The sequence below is a fragment of the Algoriphagus lacus genome (genome assembly GCF_003583985.1).
Lineage (GTDB): Bacteria > Bacteroidota > Bacteroidia > Cytophagales > Cyclobacteriaceae > Algoriphagus > Algoriphagus lacus.
In genome coordinates, this window is record NZ_QXML01000001.1 from 522,338 (window position 1) to 542,428 (window position 20,091).

General features: G+C 45.5%; 21 protein-coding genes. 9 read left to right on the forward strand and 12 right to left on the reverse strand.

What is annotated here, in order from left to right; genetic code table 11:
- Window positions 1-39: 39 nt before the first annotated feature.
- Window positions 40-513, reverse strand: a complete 474-nt coding sequence (locus D0X99_RS02110) for a YcxB family protein (protein WP_119475981.1) — start codon at window positions 511-513, stop codon at window positions 40-42.
- Window positions 514-664: 151 nt separating this feature from the next.
- Between D0X99_RS02110 and D0X99_RS02115 the strand changes: the two genes are divergently transcribed.
- Window positions 665-895, forward strand: a complete 231-nt coding sequence (locus tag D0X99_RS02115; protein ID WP_119475982.1) for a hypothetical protein — start codon at window positions 665-667, stop codon at window positions 893-895.
- On the opposite strand, the gene D0X99_RS02120 is transcribed toward D0X99_RS02115, so the two are convergent.
- Both D0X99_RS02120 and D0X99_RS02125 read right to left on the reverse strand, forming a co-directional pair.
- Window positions 892-1,305: a Fur family transcriptional regulator gene (locus D0X99_RS02120; RefSeq protein ID WP_119475983.1), complete on the reverse strand. Its 414-nt coding sequence runs from the start codon at window positions 1,303-1,305 to the stop codon at window positions 892-894. The two genes, D0X99_RS02115 and D0X99_RS02120, sit on opposite strands and share 4 nt — an antisense overlap.
- Window positions 1,306-1,383: 78 nt before the next feature.
- Entirely contained in the window at window positions 1,384-3,927 is a 2,544-nt protein-coding gene (locus tag D0X99_RS02125; RefSeq protein ID WP_119475984.1) for a zinc-dependent metalloprotease, read from the reverse strand.
- 108 nt (window positions 3,928-4,035) lie between these two features.
- On the opposite strand from D0X99_RS02125, the gene D0X99_RS02130 reads away from it, so the two are divergent.
- A complete protein-coding gene (locus tag D0X99_RS02130; protein WP_119475985.1) occupies window positions 4,036-5,154 on the forward strand; it encodes an NAD(P)/FAD-dependent oxidoreductase in 1,119 nt (372 codons plus the stop codon).
- On the opposite strand, the gene D0X99_RS02135 is transcribed toward D0X99_RS02130, so the two are convergent.
- Window positions 5,155-6,051, reverse strand: coding sequence for a UbiA family prenyltransferase (locus D0X99_RS02135; protein WP_119475986.1), 897 nt, complete (start codon window positions 6,049-6,051; stop codon window positions 5,155-5,157).
- Between the two features lie 90 nt (window positions 6,052-6,141).
- On the opposite strand from D0X99_RS02135, the gene D0X99_RS02140 reads away from it, so the two are divergent.
- Together D0X99_RS02140 and D0X99_RS02145 are read left to right on the forward strand one after the other, a co-directional pair.
- Window positions 6,142-7,221, forward strand: a complete 1,080-nt coding sequence (locus tag D0X99_RS02140; protein WP_119475987.1) for a type III polyketide synthase — start codon at window positions 6,142-6,144, stop codon at window positions 7,219-7,221.
- Window positions 7,218-7,922 carry a methyltransferase domain-containing protein gene (locus D0X99_RS02145; RefSeq protein ID WP_119475988.1) on the forward strand — a complete coding sequence of 235 codons (705 nt, stop codon included), beginning with the start codon at window positions 7,218-7,220 and terminating at the stop codon, window positions 7,920-7,922. Before D0X99_RS02140 ends, D0X99_RS02145 begins: the two co-directional genes overlap by 4 nt.
- 122 nt (window positions 7,923-8,044) lie before the next feature.
- On the opposite strand, the gene D0X99_RS02150 is transcribed toward D0X99_RS02145, so the two are convergent.
- The 4 genes from D0X99_RS02150 to D0X99_RS02160 all read right to left on the reverse strand — a co-directional run bounded on the left by D0X99_RS02150 (window position 8,045) and on the right by D0X99_RS02160 (window position 10,868).
- The gene (locus tag D0X99_RS02150) at window positions 8,045-8,872 is read right to left on the reverse strand and encodes a hypothetical protein (protein ID WP_119475989.1); all 828 of its coding nucleotides are present in this window, start codon (window positions 8,870-8,872) and stop codon (window positions 8,045-8,047) included.
- Window positions 8,873-9,023: 151 nt separating this feature from the next.
- A complete protein-coding gene (locus D0X99_RS20495; RefSeq protein ID WP_199707960.1) occupies window positions 9,024-9,194 on the reverse strand; it encodes a hypothetical protein in 171 nt (56 codons plus the stop codon).
- Window positions 9,195-9,210: 16 nt separating this feature from the next.
- Complete coding sequence (locus D0X99_RS02155; protein ID WP_119475990.1) at window positions 9,211-10,410, reverse strand: GTP-binding protein; 1,200 nt, start codon at window positions 10,408-10,410, stop codon at window positions 9,211-9,213.
- A complete protein-coding gene (locus tag D0X99_RS02160) occupies window positions 10,407-10,868 on the reverse strand; it encodes a hypothetical protein (protein WP_233553628.1) in 462 nt (153 codons plus the stop codon). The genes D0X99_RS02155 and D0X99_RS02160 overlap by 4 nt, the downstream gene beginning before the upstream one ends.
- Window positions 10,869-10,972: 104 nt before the next feature.
- Here D0X99_RS02160 and D0X99_RS02165 point away from each other — a divergent pair, with 104 nt between their 5' ends.
- From D0X99_RS02165 to D0X99_RS20500, 4 genes are all read left to right on the forward strand, one after another.
- Window positions 10,973-12,736: a MutS-related protein gene (locus D0X99_RS02165; protein ID WP_119475991.1), complete on the forward strand. Its 1,764-nt coding sequence runs from the start codon at window positions 10,973-10,975 to the stop codon at window positions 12,734-12,736.
- 181 nt (window positions 12,737-12,917) lie between these two features.
- Window positions 12,918-14,063: a 5-(carboxyamino)imidazole ribonucleotide synthase gene (locus tag D0X99_RS02170; protein WP_119475992.1), complete on the forward strand. Its 1,146-nt coding sequence runs from the start codon at window positions 12,918-12,920 to the stop codon at window positions 14,061-14,063.
- Window positions 14,060-14,575 carry a 5-(carboxyamino)imidazole ribonucleotide mutase gene (purE, locus tag D0X99_RS02175; protein ID WP_119475993.1) on the forward strand — a complete coding sequence of 172 codons (516 nt, stop codon included), beginning with the start codon at window positions 14,060-14,062 and terminating at the stop codon, window positions 14,573-14,575. The genes D0X99_RS02170 and purE overlap by 4 nt, the downstream gene beginning before the upstream one ends.
- A gap of 22 nt (window positions 14,576-14,597) precedes the next feature.
- Window positions 14,598-14,747 (forward strand): hypothetical protein, encoded by a 150-nt coding sequence (locus D0X99_RS20500; RefSeq protein ID WP_199707963.1) that lies wholly within the window; start codon window positions 14,598-14,600, stop codon window positions 14,745-14,747.
- Here the strand turns inward: D0X99_RS20500 and D0X99_RS02180 are convergent, their stop codons facing one another.
- The 4 genes from D0X99_RS02180 to D0X99_RS02195 form a co-directional block, all read right to left on the reverse strand.
- The gene (locus D0X99_RS02180) at window positions 14,748-15,470 is read right to left on the reverse strand and encodes a hypothetical protein (RefSeq protein WP_119475994.1); all 723 of its coding nucleotides are present in this window, start codon (window positions 15,468-15,470) and stop codon (window positions 14,748-14,750) included.
- 137 nt (window positions 15,471-15,607) lie between these two features.
- Window positions 15,608-16,393: an NIPSNAP family protein gene (locus D0X99_RS02185; protein ID WP_119475995.1), complete on the reverse strand. Its 786-nt coding sequence runs from the start codon at window positions 16,391-16,393 to the stop codon at window positions 15,608-15,610.
- A gap of 122 nt (window positions 16,394-16,515) precedes the next feature.
- Entirely contained in the window at window positions 16,516-18,846 is a 2,331-nt protein-coding gene (locus tag D0X99_RS02190; protein ID WP_119475996.1) for a M1 family metallopeptidase, read from the reverse strand.
- 70 nt (window positions 18,847-18,916) lie between these two features.
- Window positions 18,917-19,495 (reverse strand): HupE/UreJ family protein, encoded by a 579-nt coding sequence (locus D0X99_RS02195; RefSeq protein WP_119475997.1) that lies wholly within the window; start codon window positions 19,493-19,495, stop codon window positions 18,917-18,919.
- Between the two features lie 83 nt (window positions 19,496-19,578).
- On the opposite strand from D0X99_RS02195, the gene D0X99_RS02200 reads away from it, so the two are divergent.
- On the forward strand, window positions 19,579-20,070 hold the full coding sequence (locus D0X99_RS02200; RefSeq protein ID WP_119475998.1) for a DUF6702 family protein: 492 nt from the start codon (window positions 19,579-19,581) through the stop codon (window positions 20,068-20,070).
- Window positions 20,071-20,091: the final 21 nt, after the last annotated feature.

The window sequence follows — 20,091 nt, forward strand, 5'->3', positions numbered from 1 at the left end:
TTCAAAAAGAAGGCCCTCCGGATTTCCGGAGGGCCTTCTTTATTTGATCAGTTCTTTTCTTTTGAGGATGGTTTCCAAAAACTTTTTGTCGTTTTCGGAATTAAAAATCCGGAATGGAAGATGGATGAACTGGGCTTTGGATAGGTAAAGAACAAAAGCATCCTTGGTCACCTCTACCCGCTTAATCATATTCCATTGCACGGGCATTCCTTCGCGTACATTGAGTTTCATGAGGATCTGCCGGCTGTCGATTTCATAGGCCATTTTTTGAAAAATGGGCTTATTCTGTTCCATTTGTGTAACTCCGGTAAATTGGATTGCCCAAAAAAGGACATACAATCCATAGGCGATCAGAGCTCCGATAAACCACCAAATGGAAGCAATCCAGAAATATCCAAAGCAGATCGCTACTGCTATCAGGATAACCCACCACTGTACTTTCAGGATGGTTTTTAGGCCCATTTTGATGTAAGTGCCAGTTTCCAGCTGGTATTTTTTAGTCTTAATGATCATTAGTCAGGAATTTGAGAGCGCAAATATCCACCTATCCGAGTGATTTAGCAAGCCGAAAAAAATCATAAATACAGCGCCTGAAGTAAAACAAATGCCTTAATTCATTGATTTAGAATGTGTATTCGATTATCTTATCTGAAAATTTTTAGCCATGAATAGTCTTGTGATCGATCTCTTTCTTTGTGGCGTGGCTTATGTCATTCTGATTTACTTCGTCGCAACAATGACAAAAAATTCACTTAGAAGAGGAAACAGCAGAAATGACGATGGAGATGGGGGAGTGGAAAATCTAACTCCTCCCAAGATTGATTTGCCTCCCGGAGTGATTTGGCCTTCGGATGCTCCCAAAAAGACCAAAGCTCCTGAACCAGTGGAGTTTTAATGGCACTTTTCGCAAATACCCTGTATCAATAAATTCATTTCTTTTTTCTCAAATCCACCAGGGAGTTTGATTTGAGGAAGTTTTATGTCCTCCAGACAGGTGGTCTCCCCACACACTTCACATTTGAAATGCACATGCTCATGACTGTGATCATGTTCGGTTTCTCCATGTGCACAAAGCGCATACTTAGTAGCCCCACTGTCGTCAAGGACTTTGTGGATCAGATCTTTGTCCAAAAAAGTCTTCAGCGTGCGGTAAATTGTCACCCGGTCAAACTGCTGATGGAGCTTGTCCTCCAAATCTGAGTGGGAAAGTGCGATGTTTTTGTCCAGGAATTCCTGAATGATTTCCAGCCGGCAATCAGTTATTCGGAGTTTGTGGGATTGAAGTATGGAAAAGGGGCTCTGCATGACTTCTGTTTGATTTTCAAATTAACTCAAAAAATGTAAGCGAAAAAAAGGGCGCTGAACCCAGCGCCCTTTTGAAGTTTATTCCCCTGACTCTTCGGAGAGGATTTTTTCGATTCTCGCCAGCGCATCTTCGAGGTGAAGTTTGGACATCCTGTCGGAAGTACGTCCAATTGCGCTACGGATTTGGCTTTGAAGCGTTTTGAGTTCCCCTCTTGCCATCGGTCTGATGTCAGACTGGGAAGCATTGATTTGAGGTCCTGCAAACTGTCTGAACTGTGCTGGTAATTGCACCACATTTCCGGTAAGAAGCAATTCCAACCGCTCAATGTGTGCCCTTTGCAGCGCTCTTCTGTGAACATCAATTGCTCTGCCGGCAGACAACTCTGTCCAGATTCCTTTTCTCAAATCGTCAAACAGTTCGGTTATCTTATATGCCTCACTCCCGTTCAAGGCTTCGTTTTCGATTACTCGACCCAAACGACCCCATTCCAGGATTCCGTTGAGTGTAGTCACCTGAGTGTTTCGGATTCTTTCCAAAGCACCAAAATCACCAATTCTTGCGATGATGTTTTCATCCATCAACCAGCTTGGAGTTGCGAACAACTGCTTGTTGAGGAAGTCAACGGCAGCCTTTTGCATTTCCTTGGAAGTATGGGTGTATACAGCTTCGCCCTGACCTGCGGATTTGTAGACTTCCATCACACCACCCACATTGGTTCTGACATGACCCATGTAACGGTTGTATTGGCCAATCACCTGCCCGTACATTTCTTCCAAATCTGAATAGTCCTTGAAAGGCTTATCTTCTTCAGCAGTCCATTCCATTAGATTTGGCATGATTCGCTGGAGGTTTTTGATTCCGTATTCGGAAGCTTTAACGGCATTGTCACCCAAGTCTTCTGACTGTGTAGTTGGGTCATAATTGTTACCCTGACGGCCATATCGGTAAACAGGATCTCCTTTTTTGTCCAAAATCCACTTGTCCAAAATTGGCTGCTCCTCCTCTGGAGTTTTTGCTTCGAGGATCGGACGGTAGCCCCACATGATGGCATATTTGTCATAAGGCCCAACATCAGGCATAAGGCTTACACCTTTGTCTTCAGGCTGAGCCACATAGTTAAATCGGGCATAATCCATGATTGATGGCGCGGTACCAAACTCCTTTGTGAACGCTGGATCTCGCAATTTTTCAACCGGATATCCTACCGAAGAGGCAAAGTTGTGAGGAAGACCCAAGGTATGTCCCACTTCGTGAGCTGACACGAATCGGATCAATCTTCCCATCACCGCATCATCAAATTTCACACCTCTAGCATCAGGGTTAATTGCTGCTGTCTGAATAAAGAACCAGTTTCTCAGCAGGTTCATTACGTTGTGATACCATCCGATGTCGGATTCCAGAATTTCTCCGGACCGAGGATCGGAAACGTGCGGACCATAGGCATTTTGGATGTCAGAAGCGAAATATCGGATCACCGAGTAGCGGGCATCCTCAGGGCTCCAAGTTGGATCTTCCTCCGGGCTTGGGGCTTCTTTGGCGATGATTGCATTTTTAAAGCCTGCAGCTTCAAACGCTTTTTGCCAGTCTTCTACACCTTGCTTCAGGTAAGGAACCCATTTTTCAGGAGTAGCCGGATCGATGTAGTACACAATAGGTTTCACCGGTTCCACCAATTCGCCACGCTTGAATTTCTCCATGTCCTCCGGTTTCACTTCCAGTCTCCAACGGTCGAGGTAACGACGCGAAGTAGCTCGCTGCTCGTCTGCTCCATAGTCTACGTAAGATCTGGCAAACCAACCCACACGTTGATCAGCGAGACGCTGCTTCATGGGTTCTTTGGGAAGCAAAATCATAGACGCATTCATTTCCAACGTGATCAAACCGGTCGCACTGTTTGAAGGTGGCTCGGCTGCTGCATAAGTCAGCACATAGCGGGCCTCGATATTGATCGGGTAAGAATTGACGTGGACAATGTAAGAACGCTCGTTGTCCAGTCGGGATACTTTATATTCAGTTCTTCTGTTTCGCTGAAGACCAAGTGCCTGGTTGTCTTTGGTGAACAGGTCAGTGGCCTCTACCACAGTACCCGTTGAGTCTGTTCCTCTGGATCGGATTGGGAACTTTTGAAGAATAGGCTCCAGATTGGAAGCCTTTACAGCCATGGAGATTGGGAGGGAATCTGCTGCATAGTTGTTGACAGAGACTACTTTTAGGAGGATATCATCCTGGTTTTTTTCCCAACGGACCATCAGGTTGTTGGTGTTTTCTCCACCATAGCCAATACCGTCCGCAGTTTTGGCGATTCGCACCACCATCAGCATGTCGCGACCTAGGAGTGAGTCAGGGATTTCGTAGTAAAACTTTTCTTCGATTTGATGTACTTTAAATAGCCCTTCTTTGGTCTTGGCTTTTGCAGTAATCACTTCTTTGTAAGGCTTTGGACCAGTTGCAGGACCACCGTTTTGTGGACGGGCCGGAGCCACCGGAGCTGCCGCTGTGGGAGTTTCCTGGCCTTTTTTCTTTTTCTTTTGGGCAAAAGAATCCTCTGCATACACGAGGGATCCAATCACGCCCAAAATCAAGGTGGTTCTCCTCAGTAATTTGGGTAGGGTTTTATTCATGATTGAGTTAAAATGATTTGTCGATTTAAAGTAACTTCCAAACGGTCGGATATGTGGGCGCTAAAACTTAATTTTTTATAAACGGTTGGATCATCAAATCAAAGGCTCTTGAACGGAACAGAAAACGGAATTGTAGTTATCGGTGGTGGGCTTGCTGGCTTGATTTCGGCGATTTTATTGGCGAAAGAAGGAAAGGAAGTGCTGCTCATTGAGAAAAAAACATATCCCTTCCACCGGGTGTGCGGGGAATACATTTCCAATGAGGTCTTGGGTTTTTTGAAACGTGAGGAGCTTTTTCCGGAATTTTTGGAGCTGCCTCAGATCTTTCGATTTGAGTTCAGTGATACTTCGGGCCGGACTTCTCACATTCCTTTGGACTTGGGAGGTTTTGGAATCAGCAGATTCGTCTTGGATGATTGGCTGTATCAAAAGGCCAAGCAGGTGGGTGTTCAATTTCATCTTGGGATTCAGGTCACAGCGATTGATTTCGATGAAAAGGCTGATAAGTTTAGCCTTGGACTTTCGGATTCATCCCGGATTCAGGCTCGTCTTGTAATTGGAGCGTTTGGAAAACGAAGCAAACTGGACAAGTTCCTCGATAGATCTTTTATGCAGAAAAGGAGTCCATATATCGGAGTCAAGTACCACATTAATGCAGATTTAGTCCGGGATACAGTAGCACTTCACAATTTTGAGGGGGGATATTGTGGATTGAATGCAATTGAGGAGGATAAATTCAATCTCTGCTATCTGGGAAGCCGGGAGCAGCTGAGAGCTTTTGGTACGATTGAAGAAATGGAGCGGGAGGTTTTATGGAAAAACCCGGTGCTCAAGTTAATTTTCGAGGAAAGTGAGTTTCTGTTTGAAAAGCCGGAAGTCATCAATGAGATCAATTTTGAACCTAAAAAGCCGGTTGAAAATCATATCCTGATGGCAGGGGACTCAGCTGGGCTGATTACACCGCTCTGTGGAAATGGAATGGCGATGGCGATTCATTCGGGAAAATTGGCTGCCGATGCAATTATCAAAGGAAACAACCGTAGCGAAATCGAGTCAGGATATGCTGCTTCCTGGAACGCAGCATTTCGTCAGAGACTTTGGGTTGGAAGAAATGTGCAGCGACTATTTGGCGCAAAGGGCGCCTCGACTTTAACCGGAATTCTGATTCGACGGATTCCTTTTTTTGCTAATCAAATCATCAAAAACACGCACGGAAAGCCTTTTTGATCAATATCCGAATACCTGTAAGATTTGGGTGTTTTCCAGAAAATAGTAAATGAAAAAGGCATTTAAAGCCAAACCTGAAATGGAATTCATGCCCATTGCCCAGGAATAGGATGCATATTTGGAAGGATTAGAATTCACAAACCCGAACCAAATCAGGAAAAAAAGCATGATTGGTGCCATCGCTCCCAGAAAGACCCAAATGATGTCCAGTTGATTTCGATCCAGAAAATACCAGACAAACGCTGCTCCGGTAAGAGCAAACAGGAAGCTGGAAAACAGAAAAGTCCCTTTTATTCCTAATTTCAGACTGAGCGTTTGATCTCCTCGCCTGGAATCCTCGGAATGTTGGTATACCTGGGTTAAAGGATAGTTACCCCAGAGCATCAAACTGGTCAAAAGGCCCGGAATCAATACGTGGGGACGAACCATCACATCCCAACCCAGATCACTCAATCCGGCATAGGCCATCGCAAACGTAAAACAGCCCTGAAACAACCCTGCGATAATCCAGCTGGCCCAAGGGTACTTCTTGATCCGGATCCGAGGATGAGAGTAAGCCATGCTGATCAGTCCGTAAACAACCAGCATGCTGGCAAAACTCCAACTGATCATAGCTCCCAAAATCAGGGCGATCACAAAAAGACCTTGGGAAAGCCAATATAGATCCGGGGTGACTTTTGGTGGGACTTTGAGACCACCGATACTTTCTTCGTCCCGGTCAAAAAAACTGTTGTACCCGTTGCTGCTGGGATATAGGAACAGGTGAAGTGCCAAAAAAACAAGAAGTAATCGTCCTTCATTCAAGTTGGGCGTAATGGCTAACGAAAAGAAAAACACCGGCATCAGAAAAAAAGAAAACGGGATGCGTAAATGGCGGAGACTGGAGCGGGTGATCATTCGGATTAATTGTTGTGGTCTTAACCTTATCGGATTGGGATGGTTGTCAGAGTAGCACTCAATTTAGAAATATTCACTTAACTTGATTTGATGAATTCCAGTATTGTTAGCATCGGTATTACCAATCCGGGTCTGCCGATCCCCCAGTCCGAAATTGCCCGATTTATGAAACTGGCTCACCAGCTCGATGAAGTTGAAGGACGAAAACTTGGATTTCTCTATCGTATGTCAGGAATCGAAAGCAGGCACAGTGTGCTGAATGATTTTGACAAATTGAGTGTGGAGGATTTCTCATTTTTCCCAAATAACCAAACCCTCTCTCCTTTTCCAGGCACCAAAGCCAGAATGGAAGTTTTCCAGACAACGGCTCCAGACCTTGCCGCGGAGGCTGCGCTGTCTTGCCTGAATCAAGTCGGAGAAACGAGCGGATCCTTGACCCACCTCATTCTTGTCTCCTGTACGGGGATGGTGGCGCCGGGAGTGGAATTGCAACTGATGGAAAAACTTGGTCTGAGCGATGCGGTCGAGCGATATTGTATTCACTTCATGGGATGCTATGCGGCATTTACCGGGCTGAAGCTGGCCGACAAAATCCTAAGGGCCGAACCTGAGGCAAAGGTTTTGGTGGTTTCCGTGGAACTTTGTACGCTTCACTTTCAAAAGGAGTATTCCGAAGACAATATCCTTGCTAATTCACTTTTTGGGGATGGAGCTGCGGCTGCTTTGGTGATGAATTCCGAAAAAGGACTTAAGATCAATTCCTACCTCAGCCAGGTGTTGCGGGAAGGAGAACAGGATATGGCCTGGGGGATTGGAGATTTTGGGTTTGAAATGAGACTTAGCAAATACATCCCAAACTTGTTGGATCAGGGAATTCGACAGCTGAAAGAAACTTTTGAGAGAAAGTTTCGACTCAGTCAGATTCGGAATTTTGCCATCCATCCTGGGGGAAAACAGATTCTCCAAAAGGTGCAAGAGGCGTTTGGTCTGGGGCCAGAGGTCAATCTGCATTCTATGGAGGTACTTCGGAAATTTGGTAACATGTCATCTGCTACCATTCTTTTTGTGCTGGATCGCATGATGAAAGACGCGGATGTCCAAGGAGATATTCTTTCGATGGGCTTTGGGCCGGGCTTGACCTTGGAAACCCTTCATTTGGAAAAGCGATGAGTATTTTTTCCCAAAGGAGTTACCAAAAAGAGATCATGGATGATCTGGAATACTCCGGGCCGGTATTGGAACAGACCCTTCGTGAACTGAAGACCATCAACCGCTGGTTGGGAGGGAATCAGGTGACGACCAATGGCCTTGACAGACTTGTCAGGGATTTTCCCCAATCTTCCTACTCCATCTGTGATGTGGGCTGTGGTGGAGGGGACATGCTCAGAGTCATGCACAACTGGGCAAAAAGCCGAAAGCTTCAAGTCAAACTGACCGGAGTGGATGCCAATCCAAATACCATCGAACTGGCGAAAAAAAGGCTCGCTGATCTGGACGGAATTGACTGGGAAGTTCAAAATGTTTTTTCGGAGGAGTTCCAAAAAGGAAAAACCGATATGCTGACATGTACGCTTTTTACGCATCATTTTACGGACGAGGAGTTGGTTACCTTATTCAGGTCCTTCCGAAAAAAGGCCAAACTCGGAATTATCATCAATGACCTTCACCGCAATCCCGTGGCCTATTACAGCATCCGATTTTTGACTCGTTTATTTTCAAAATCCCCCATGGTCCAGCATGATGGTCCGCTTTCAGTTTTGAGGGCATTCTCCAAAAAGGATTGGGAGCGGATTTTAGCCCTAGCCGATATCAAAAACTATCGAATTTCTTGGCACTGGGCATTCCGTTGGCAGGTGTCGATTTTGGTATAGGTTGATTCTTGTTTTTCAGAAAATTTCTTAGGCCTGCTTTTTTAACCCATTCAGTTTCATAAAAGCAAAAAAAAAAAAATGGCCACTCCTTCGAGCAGCCATTTTTTTGATTTCAAAAGGGATCAATCAACCGTAACCTCTTTGGTTCCGCCGGGATAAGTGATCAGGATTACCTTGTCGCAAGCTCCATCTCCGTAATCTGCAGTAATCGGAACTCCTTCAAAAGTGAGTTCAAGAGTACCTGCGATAGGGATATAAATTCCCGAAAGCACACATGCCTGCTTAATGGCCAAGTCTTCTGTTATAGTTGCCGTGTATGCGACATTTGCTCTGTTTTTTCCGGAAGCCGTACCCGTAATGGTGGATTCATATCCGGTATTGGTCAGTTTCAGCTGGCGGACCTGAGTACTGTTGTAGGTCACGAATGTATTGTCGGGCCAGGTGATTTTAGCATTATCGATTTTCACTCCTAAGGTAATGGTGGAGGTGGCCAAGTTGATTCCCGTATTGGTAAGTGTTCTCGTTCCCTCGATTTTGAGACCATTCACTTCATATCCTTCGAAAGTGGTTACAATGGATGTTCCGGGGAAAAGAAAATTTGTGCCTGTATAGGAGAATGTTAGTTTGCCTTTTCTTACCACTCCCTGCGGACCTGTGCAACCTGAGCCAAAGTTAACCGTGATTTTTTTTCCGTTGAGGTCATGGTTAACGATTGCCCCTTCGCAAATTGTTTGGGTCCCTTGCGTTCGTAAGCCCAATCCGCTGGATTGCATTACGCCGATCGTCAAGTTGTCCAGATCTTCAAAGCTGGCATTGATCACAAATTCATCTTCAACTGTTGCCACAGCGGACTCTGGATTGTAAGGAGGTTCATCTTCACTACAGGAGGCCAGAAAGACTGATGCAAAGACCAACATCAATCCAATTCGATTCAAAAGTGCGTTTTTCATAAGCTTATGATTTGTTTTTCATTAGTTAAAAAGGGTTTTCCGAACTTGCTTTGGGAAGGATAGTCTCGGGAGAATCTTGTTTGGCAATAATCATACCTGTTTGAGCCACCTGAGCCATACTTGATTGCATGGTGTTTATGAGGGTGATTATTTACTTGTTGAGTTCGTTCTTTTTTTGGGATTCATCTTTTTTACTTTTTGGGGACTTCCCCCCGGCGCAGCCGATGTTTTGGGTAAAAGGAATATCGTCTGGCAAAATCCCCATTCCTTCGCTTAGATCCCATTCTTCAGCAATGGTTTGAGTAGGTTTGGACTTTTTCATGTCTATCATATTTCCTTTAAAACGGCCAATTGTCTTTAAAAGGTTTACCATTGAAGTAAGATTCCAGCTCGAGAGGTGTCAGAAGACAGTTTTCCAGTTCTTTTTGAATGACTTTTTCATCGGGATATTGACCTATCAGGACCAGTTCGTTCATCCGGTCCCCGTAGCGTTTGTCCCATTTGCTTTCGATCGTTTTTTGGTTCTCGAGGTAGGACGCATATTGGATTCTTTGGCTGAATGGCATCGAAGCCCACCATACACCTATCGGGTCGGCTTTGAGGCTGCCTCCAGCTTGGGACCAGGAGATGGCTTGGTCTTTTCTCGAAGCGAGATAAAACAGCCCTTTACTGCGTATAATGCTGGCTGGCCAGCTTTGGCTTATGAAGTTCCAGAATCGCTCGGGGTGGAAAGGCCTACGGTCGCGGAATACAAAACTTCGGATGCCATACTCTTCGGTTTCAGGTGTATGCTCTTTGGTCAGTTCCTCCTGCCAGGCCTCGGTTCCTTCCAGGGCAGCAGCATCGTATAGTCTGGTATCCAGGATAGTTTTAGGGTCTACCTTTCCGTGCTGAGTTTCCAGAATGGTGGCATTCGGATTGAGCTTTCGCAAAATGGCCCTGAGCTCTCCTGCCTGTTCGGGACTGACAAGGTCAGTTTTGTTGAGCAGGATCACGTTTGCAAACTCGATCTGATCGGTCAGCAGATTGACGATGGACCGCTGATCCTCCTCGTCAGAGTTGAGTCCTGATGAATGGACAGTTTCTCCGCTGCCAAACTGCTTTGGGAAATTGAACGCATCGACCACAGTCACTAGGGTATCGAGCCGGCTGAATCTGGACAGGTCGATTCCTTTTTCCTCATCTACAAAACTGAAGGTCTGGGCCACAGGAAGCGGTTCAGAGATGCCTGTGCTCTCTATGAGTAAGTAGTCAAAGCGGTTTTCAATTGCCAGTTTTTCGATCTCGATCATCAGATCTTCTCTGAGTGTGCAGCAGATGCACCCGTTGCTCATTTCGACAAGTTTTTCATCAGTTCTGGAAAGGGTGTTTCCCTGAGAAATAAGCTGTGCGTCTACATTGACTTCACCCATATCGTTGACGATGACTGCGACTTTGAGGCCCTCTTTATTGTGAAGGATGTGGTTGAGAAGTGTAGTTTTTCCTGCACCCAAAAAGCCACTCAATACAGTGACAGGGAGTTTTTTGATAGGATTCATGGGATAATTTCTGCGTTTTGAATGATGAAGGTCATCTCTTCCACATCGGTTGCATTGAGTTGAAGAATGCCACGAACTTTGAGGATTTGATCAAGTTTGGGTCGTCGGTTTGGTGGAGATTTTAGGTAGACCACGGCAATGCTTTCCGGGCCTGCCCCACCGCAAAAGAAGCATTCAGCCATAGGGTATTTGGACAAAATCAACGTTTTGGAAGGACTGGTATCAAGAGGGATGTAAAAGCCCTGGAGCTCTACAGTTTTGCCCTGAAGGGCGAGCAATTCGGACCCAAACTTGGGAAAGTAGAAATAGACGCCGTGTGCTTTATTGAATTTTTCATGAAAAGTAGTTTTTGCGAAAAGCTCCCAAAGTCGGCTCTGAGGAGCAGTGAAGGCAGACAGTCCGACCAGTATTACCAAAGCGAACCAAGCCACAAACCTGTACTTTTCCAGTGTCATCATCAGGTGAAATTTCTTCCTCAAACCTAGTGACCAGACGGAATTTATGCAATAATGTTGCATTTATATTTTCTGATTCCCAAATAGCCCTTTGTCTATATTTGTCCATGGTTGAATTTGATTTTGACAGTGAGGAGTTGATGCTCAAGCTTCAGGCAATCCGGAAGAAAGCGGTCCGATTGAGTATGTATAGATTGGGTGTTTTTTTTGGAATGGCTGCTGTGCTGATTTTAGGATTGGCGGAGCATCCAATTTGGTTTGCTCCTGGGATTTTGGCTGCCTGGTTTTTCATCAAATTAGTTGGCTGGTACAATTTTCAAAAAGACCAGGAAGCCATTTACCTATCCTTGCAAAAAATGGGGGATCAGGCTGATAAAAGAATCAAGCGAACGCTTTCCGGTTTGGATTCAGGAAGTGAATACTCGGAAAAGAATCATCCTTTTTCCAGTGATTTGGACCTTTTTGGGGATCATTCTCTTTTTCAGCTTCTGAACCATACGGTTTCCAAAGGAGGGAAAGACCGATTGGCTAGTCTCATGAAAAGACGATTTGATCGAGAGGAATCTACTGCCCGAGCTGAGGCAGTCTCAGAGCTAGCGGGCAAACATTTGTTCCTTCAGGCGATGGAGGCTTCGGGATTGGCTTTCCGGAAGGACGAAATATCTGGTAAATGGACGGAATGGTTGGGTCAACCTGAAAAATCCTCCAGTCTTTATCGGCTTTTGTCTGTTGCCGGACCGGTTGGTGGAGTGTCGCTTCTTGTTTTGGTCTTCATGGGAATTATTCCCGAAGCCGCTTTGGGGATTTGGATCTTGACTGGGGTTGGCTTGCTCAGCAGGATTTTTCATCCACTGAAGGCAGCAGCTGAAGCAATCCCATCTGCCACCACGCTCCAGTCTTTTTTGGTGAGAACCGAACTGATTGAAAAGGAAGATTTCCTCTCTTCGGCTTTGAGAAAAGAAAAAGCAGCGTTGAGTGGCTCGGGAGTTGGAGCTTCGGTGCTTTTGAGAGAATTAGACCAATTGGGTCTTTGGGCACAGAATCGGATAAATCTGTTATATCTGCCAATCAATCTGCTTTTTTGGACGGATTTTCTTCTTTTTATCCGACTCTCAGCTTGGAAAAACCGGGTGGGGCAATCGCTCAGTCATCTTCCGGAAAATCTCGAAAACTGGGAAGTTTGGGTTTCTTTAGGCGCCTTTGAATCCGAGTTGGAAGGATCAGGGAAGTTTGATTGGACCGATGGTGTCGGACTATCGGGGCAAGACTTGACTCATCCGCTGATTGCGCCTGGGAAGGCCATCGGCAATTCGGTTGATTTTGATCCGAGTCGTAAAATAGTCATTCTCACCGGTGCCAATATGAGCGGAAAGACCACTTTCATGCGAACCTTGGGGATCAACTGTGTTTTGGGAAATCTGGGCCTAAGTCCTTTTGGGAAAAGTCTAACACTCGGTCCAATCCAACTCTACACCAGCATGCGCAATTCCGATAATCTTGGTGAAAGTGTCAGTTCATTTTATGCAGAATTGAGTCGGATTCATCAATTGATCGAACGACTCGAATCCGGCGAGCCACTTTTTTTTCTGTTGGATGAGATTCTCAAAGGAACCAATACACAGGACAGGGTTTCTGGATCGGAGGCTCTAATTCTTCAAATCCTCAAGACCAAAGGCTTTGGTATCATCAGCACGCACGATATCGAATTGTCCTCTTTGGAGAAATCAGTAGAGAAAGTCATCAATTATTCCTTCCACTCCGAAATCCTCGACCAGACAATCCATTTCGATTACAAAATCAAAAACGGCCCCTGTCCAAGTTTCAATGCCCACAAGCTCATGGAGCTGATGGGAATAAAGTTTCAGAATTAAATAGCCAGGGATTAAAGAGGAAAATTGGATCAAAATCAATTCTTAATCCATGTTTTGTTGATCATTGCAATGGTTGTAGTGCTGTTGAATTTCATCAAATGAGTCCTGTGACTTGCTATTTGAACTTGGGAAGGATTAAATACCCCAATTTCAAGTCAATTCTTCTAATTTTGGGGTCTCTATGACTACGAAATCACCTTCCCAAATCCTTGGAGTACTTGGTGGCGGTCAACTCGGTCGAATGCTGATCCAGTCCGCGATCAATTACAATCAGGACATTCATATTCTTGATCCTGATCCCAACGCGCCTTGCAAGGACATTGCTCAGAACTTTCAAGTAGGTTCACTCAAGGATTTTGACACCGTTTATGGGTTTGGCAAAAACTGTGATGTGATTACTGTGGAGATCGAGGCAGTTAATACCGATGCACTTCAGAAGTTGGCTGAAGAGGGGAAAAAGGTATTTCCTCAACCCCACATTCTCAAACTCATCCAAGACAAGCGTGAGCAAAAGCAGTTTTACCAGCAGCAGGGAATTCCCACTGCTGAATTTATTTTGACTGAAAACAAAGCCGACGTCATTGCGAAGAAGGAGTTCCTTCCTGCCGTGAATAAGCTTGGAAAGGAAGGCTACGACGGCCGTGGCGTGCAAATCCTCAGATCTGAAGCGGATTTGGGCCAGGCCTTTGATGCGCAGGGATTATTGGAAAAGCTGATCGATTTCGATAAGGAAATTGCCGTCACCGTAGCCAGAAATGAAAACGGTGATCTCGTTGCCTATCCTTCGGTGGAATGTGCTTTTCACCCGACTGCCAACCTGGTGGAGTTCCTTTTTGCTCCGGCAGAAATCTCTGAAGAAGTGGAGGCAAAAGCTCAGGAAATCGCAAAGGAAGTCATCCTTAAGTTGGACATGGTCGGAATCCTGGCAGTGGAGATGTTTGTCACAAAATCCGGTGAAGTACTCGTCAATGAAATTGCTCCCCGTCCGCACAACAGCGGTCACCATACTATTGAGGCCAATTTTACTTCTCAGTTTGAGCAGCACCTTCGTGCCGTGATGAACTGGCCGCTAGGGAATCCTGACCTGAGATGTCCTGCAGCCATGATTAATCTATTGGGCGAAGACGGATTTTCCGGTCCGGTGATTGTGGAGGGGAAAAAAGAAGCTATGGCTGAAAAAGGAGTCTATATTCACCTTTATGGGAAAAAGCTGACGAAGCCATTCCGCAAAATGGGCCATGTGACCATTTTGGATGAAAGTATTGAAGCACTCAAGGTCCGTGCGCACCGAATCAAAGAATTGATCAAAATAAAATCCATCTCATGAACCCACAGGTAGGAATTATCATGGGAAGTCAGTCTGACCTCCCCGTCATGGCAGAAGCTGCCCAGTTTCTCGAGGAACTCGGAATCGCCTATGAGCTCACTGTGGTGAGTGCACATAGGACACCTCGACGCATGATCGACTATGCCGAGTCTGCCCGTGGGAGGGGTATTAAAGTAATCATCGCAGGAGCAGGAGGCGCAGCGCATCTTCCGGGAATGGTGGCTTCGCTGACCAGTTTGCCAGTGATTGGAGTACCGGTCAAAAGCTCTAATTCCATCGATGGTTGGGATAGTATTTTGTCCATTTTGCAGATGCCAAGCGGAATTCCGGTGGCAACTGTCGCACTAAATGGAGGAAAAAATGCCGGAATTCTGGCTGCATCGATTGTCGGAGCCTACGATTCCGAAGTGGGGAAAAAAATGGATGATTTCAAAACCGGACTTCGTGAGAAGGTTGAAGAATCTGCATCGCAACTTGAGGAAAAAGGCTGGAAGGCAGTCCTGAAGAAGTGATCAATTACCACTTGCTTTTTCGATGAACTGGAATAAACCTGTCAAATTCAAAATCGGTGATGTGGATTGGGAAATGCCGCTCTCCACGCTCCTGCTTTTGATTTTTTTGACGCTCCTGCTGATGCTTGGAGGAGCTTGGATGGGGTATAAATTTGGTGCCGGACAGCTCTGATTAGAGTTCGAAAAGGTGGTTGAAAAGCGAAATCAGCCAAGGGGCGTCTTTCAGCGCAAGTACAATCCAGATACAGCTTAGTTGTACGATTGCAACCAAGGCATAGGCCAGGTATATTTTTTTCTCTTTGCGGTAATCCAAAACCATCAAAACCAGCACGACAAAAAAGACCAAAACTTGATTCCAGCTTAATACTTCTACCCATGAAAACGGAAAATCCGAAAATTCTTTGGGTTGGTAGATCATTCCCAAAGGGATAAAAGACAAACGGGTTGTGGCGGGAGAAAGTACCCAAAAGACCGTGCTGATCATCCATCGGGCATGAACTTGGATGTTTTTGGCATTCCAAATGGCAGCAATCACCGATCCCAAAAAGCCGGTGATGAAAATGAAATCCAGAAGAGAGAGGCTGTATCGAACGGCATAAAGTGGACTTTGATCCGGCTGAGTGAGGTTTCCCTGAATGACACCAATCGCTGAGGCAGTGACAAATCCCGCCAGGATGATCCCTAGCATGCCTACTTTACGATGGATTTGAATGGGGCGATTATGGTAAAGCCAAGGCTGAATGATCAAAATCAGATACCACGCAGTAGCCGAGATTCCATGTAAATGCCAACGAAGCGGAGCCTCCGAAAATCCCGTCCAATAGCCACTAAATCCAATGAGCGTGAGAGCAAATGGAATAAGTAACCAAAGGTGGAGTTTCGGAAAAGACTTCATGGAGATTTCGTTTAACTCATTCAAAATCTAATAAGAAGGTATCAATTTGAATTGGTAAATCATCCTCAAGGCGTAGGATTTTGGCTTTGGTCTTTGTTGAGCCGAATAGAACGATTATTCGGCTCATTCCCTAAGATTTAGAAATCGGAATATTCTGTGGGATACAGCAGTCGCTGATCGTTTTTGTTCATGATGTTTTGGTATTCCGGCATCACTTTCATGCGCTCCCAATCGGGGTCAGTTCGAAATTTATCCCAATGTGCGTCACGTGATTCCATATTGGAGAATGTGGTCATGTACATCAGATTGGGCATGTAAGCACCGGAAATCACCTGTCCGTAAAACACCGGATTAAATTCCAGTTTGGTGAAAATGTCCATTTCACCCTCGTTGAACATTTTTACTTTTTGCTCATGCAGGCGCTCAGTTTGACTTTCATAGCTCCTCAACTCATACACCCGGTCTTTCTTTGGACCGGTTACTTTGGATTCTGTAAATCTGGGATGTCCGGTGAAGGCAAGGAGAAAGGCTTTTTCGATTCGCTTATAGGGAGGGTTATCAAAAGGAGCGTTGATGTAAGCCGATCCTGCAGTCTGGTAAGCTTGGTCTTTGACCAGTTTTTCAGCCATTTTTTCATAGACTTTCATGGAAGAATAGGGGATAAAGAGATACACCTTTTTCCCGGCATCCGGTTGGGAAGCAATAGGCTTAAATACCCCAACTTTCGCCACTCCATTTCGATGAAGGGCAGGCAAAAGTGCTTTTTCCAGGTAGCCGTCAATTTGACTTTCCTGACTGGCATTTTCGATGTGGTAAATCCTCAGTTCGTAAAAGTCCCGTTTCCCTTTCTGGGCAAAAAGGCTTGCTGAAATCAGGGTGAAAAACGCAAGAAGGGCAATTGTGATCCCTTTTTTCGAGTTCATAGTAAAAGGTTATTAGGGGTGAATGTTTTTTATGGGATCAATTTAATCCAAAAAAGTTGGGGTTATTCCCCATTCAAGGAATTAAAGCAAAAGCCCCGAAGCGTTTACTTCGGGGCTTGATTTTACTTTTTATTCTGCGCCTTTTTCATCGGATTGTCTCCTGTGGAAGCGCCTCTTACACCACTTCCGCCTTTGAATAACTCAAATCGGGTCGGCTGATATTGTCTTGGCCAGTAGTTGCTGCTTTCGTCGATGTCAGCAGTTTCCCGCTTTGGATCGAGGACAACGCGCACCACTTCTTTTTGCTTTGCAAAGACTTTAGTGACCTGGGATTCATTTAATCTCCAGATTTCGGCAGGAATCCGTTCGATCTCTGAGGTACCATCCGCATAGTGAAACTCAATGATCAAAGGCATTACGAGTCCTCCCATGTTTTTGAAGGTCATCTCGTAGAAGTTCATATTGCTGTTGAGTAAAGCTTTTTCCTTTTCGGACAGACTCGCCATGAATTTCTTATAGGATTCCTCATCCTCCGGTGTCACCGCAAATGGATTGTAACTGGTGTAGAAATCCCTAGTGGCCGGATCGGATTCGATGACGGTTTTTTCCACATCCGCTTTGTTGAATTCCTTGGATACTGAGATTTCCTCCCGGTCAAATTCAGCCTTGGCATCTGCTTTTTTCTGAGCCGGTGTACGGTTGTCGAGTTTGTACCAGCTTACGTTTTCAATGGAAATATCCACAGGCTCTGTACCGTAAAACCAACCTCTCCAGAACCAGTCCAGATCCACGGCAGAAGCATCTTCCATCGTTCTGAAGAGATCATCAGGGGTCGGATGCTTAAACATCCATCTTCGCGCGTACTCCCTGAATGCAAAGTCAAACAAGTCACGTCCCATCACGGTCTCACGTAGGATATTCAAAGCTGTTGCCGGCTTGGCATAGGCATTTGGACCAAATTGTATGATGTTTTCGGAATTGGTCATGATCGGTTCCAGCAAGCTTTTTTCACTAGCCATGTAAGGAACGATCTTGTGTGCCGGACCTCGGCGCGAAGGGAAGTTACGGTCCCATTCCTGCTCTGCCATAAACTGCATAAAGGTATTCAAACCCTCATCCATCCAAGTCCACTGACGCTCGTCGGAGTTGACGATCATCGGGAAGAAGTTGTGTCCGACTTCGTGGATAATCACTCCGATCATTCCGTTTTTGATTGCCTCAGAGTAGGTACCATCGGCATCCGGACGGCCATAGTTGAAGCAAATCATCGGATATTCCATTCCGTTGCTTGCCTCTACTGAAATGGCAGTTGGGTACGGATAATCAAACGTGTGGGAAGAATAAGATTTGATGGTATGCGCTACCACACGGGTGGAATATTGCTCCCAAAGTGGATTGGCTTCTTTGGCATAGTAAGACATAGCCATCACGTCTTTTCCACCTTGTTTTACCGCCATGGCATCCCAGATGAATTTACGGGAAGAAGTCCAGGCAAAGTCACGTACGTTGTCAGCTTTATAAACCCAGGTCTTTTTTCCGGTAGCTTTTTTCTTTTCCAAAGCCTCGGCTTCTGCCTGAGTGCGGATGATGACCGGCTTATCGTAGGTCTTTTTCGCCGTGTTCCAGCGTTGCAATTCGGTAGCCGAAAGCACTTCTTCCGGGTTTTGAAGCTCTCCTGTGGCTCCCACCATGTGGTCAGCAGGCACGGTGATTCGAACTTCGTAGTTTCCAAAGGTCAAGGCAAATTCACCTGCTCCGAGGAACTGTTTGTTTTGCCATCCCTGAAAATCCGAATACACAGCCATTCTAGGGAACCATTCCGAAATAGTGTAGAGGTAGTTTCCGTCTTTCGGGAAAAACTCATAGCCAGGACGTCCACCAATAAATCCTACCCGATCCGTGATATTGAAGCTCCAGTCTATGGAAAAGGTGAAGCTTTCTCCGGCCTTAAGTGGCTGAGGGAGATCCACCCGCATCATGGTTTTGTTGATGGCGATATTCAGAGGATTTCCATTGGAATCTTTGATCGTGTGGATTTTGACATCGTAGTCATCCGAGTGCCAAAGGATTCCTTCCAGTTGCCGAAGGCTCATCCGTGGCCCGATGCTTGACTCAGTTGTTTTTGGGGTATCGGAATCTTTTCCGCGGTTGTTTTGATCCAGCTGAAGCCACAAGTAGGTGAGCTGATCAGGGGAATTGTTGATGTAGGTAACCGTTTCGGAACCTTTGATGGACTGATTGTCATCGTTAAGCTCGACTTCGATCACATAGTTGGCCTGCTGCTGCCAATACATGTGTCCGGGAGCCCCGGAAGCCGTGCGGTACACATTTGGCGTTCGGAGCATTGTGCCCAACTGCTCAAAACGAACGGCATGGTTTTGCTCTGTCTGCTGAGCAAAAACCGGAGCCAGACCTGCCAGTCCGACTGCTGCTATGGCTAGTAGTTTTTTCATTTTATAATAAATCCTAGTAATTCAAATCTGTTTTTCGATAACTCCAAAAGAACCCTTCAGTTAAAGGGTTTTACCAGAATTTTGTTTCCAGCATCAGCATAAAAGCCACTCCTAATACAAAAGAGGAGACAATCAAGGTCCACTCTCTTCTGCTTACCCCCGCAAGATTCAACAACGAGGTGACTAGGATAAATGCTACGACGATGACGATTTGCCCGGCTTCCAAACCCAGGTTAAATGCCAACAACGGCTGCCAGAGGCTGGCTTCTTTTCCCAGTAATTCTTTCAAATAATTGGAAAATCCCAATCCGTGAATCAATCCAAAAAACACCGCATAGAGGTAATTGAGCTGAACGCCTTTACCGGTGGAAGGCTTGGGTTTGAAAATGGTGGTCAAGGCAGTGATGGCGATAGTCACCGGAATCATGAATTCAATGACATCAGATCGTACCTGAATGACTTTGAAGGTGGCCAAAGCCAACGTCAGAGAGTGCCCGATGGTAAACGCAGTAACCAGAATCAGAATTTTCTTCCAATCCCTTGCCACATAAACCGCACAGAGGGCAAGTACAAAAAGGATATGGTCAAAGCCCTGGATGTCCAGAATATGCTGTAAACCGAGCTTGAAATACAATTGAAATGAACTCATAATTGGGTGATGCTACCTCGAAAGAAGTAAATTGCGGCAATAATACAGGATAAATCCCACAAAAGGCACATTGCCCTGACCAAATGCAACATCTTTACATTTCCGTGATCAGTTGGGCTTTGATGGCCGTACTCCATCCGTTTTTTATCAGTTTGACGGAAGTCAGATTCAATCCCTCAAGCAAGAAAATGGAGATTGCCCAAAAGATTTTTTGGGATGACCTAGAGGTGGCTTTGGGGGAAAATTTCAATGAAAAGGTTGATTTCCTGAATCCAAGGGATAAGGCCAAACTGGATCGTCAGGTTAAAGAATACCTGCTCAAGCACAATCAGATTTGGGTAAACTCCAAGCCTCTAACCCTCACTTTGCTGGGATACGAAGTGGAGGAAGATGCCGCCTGGTTTTACCTGGAGTCATCCGCCACGGAAGTCCCCAAGTCAGTGGAAGTTCAAAACACCATTTTGCTGGATGATTTTGACGGGCAGCAGAACATTGTCCATGTCTACAACCAATCCAAATCCCCCCGAAGCCTACTCCTAAGTGAAGGAAATGAAAAGGGGAAGATTGAATTCTAAAGAATTCCAAAATTGGAAAAT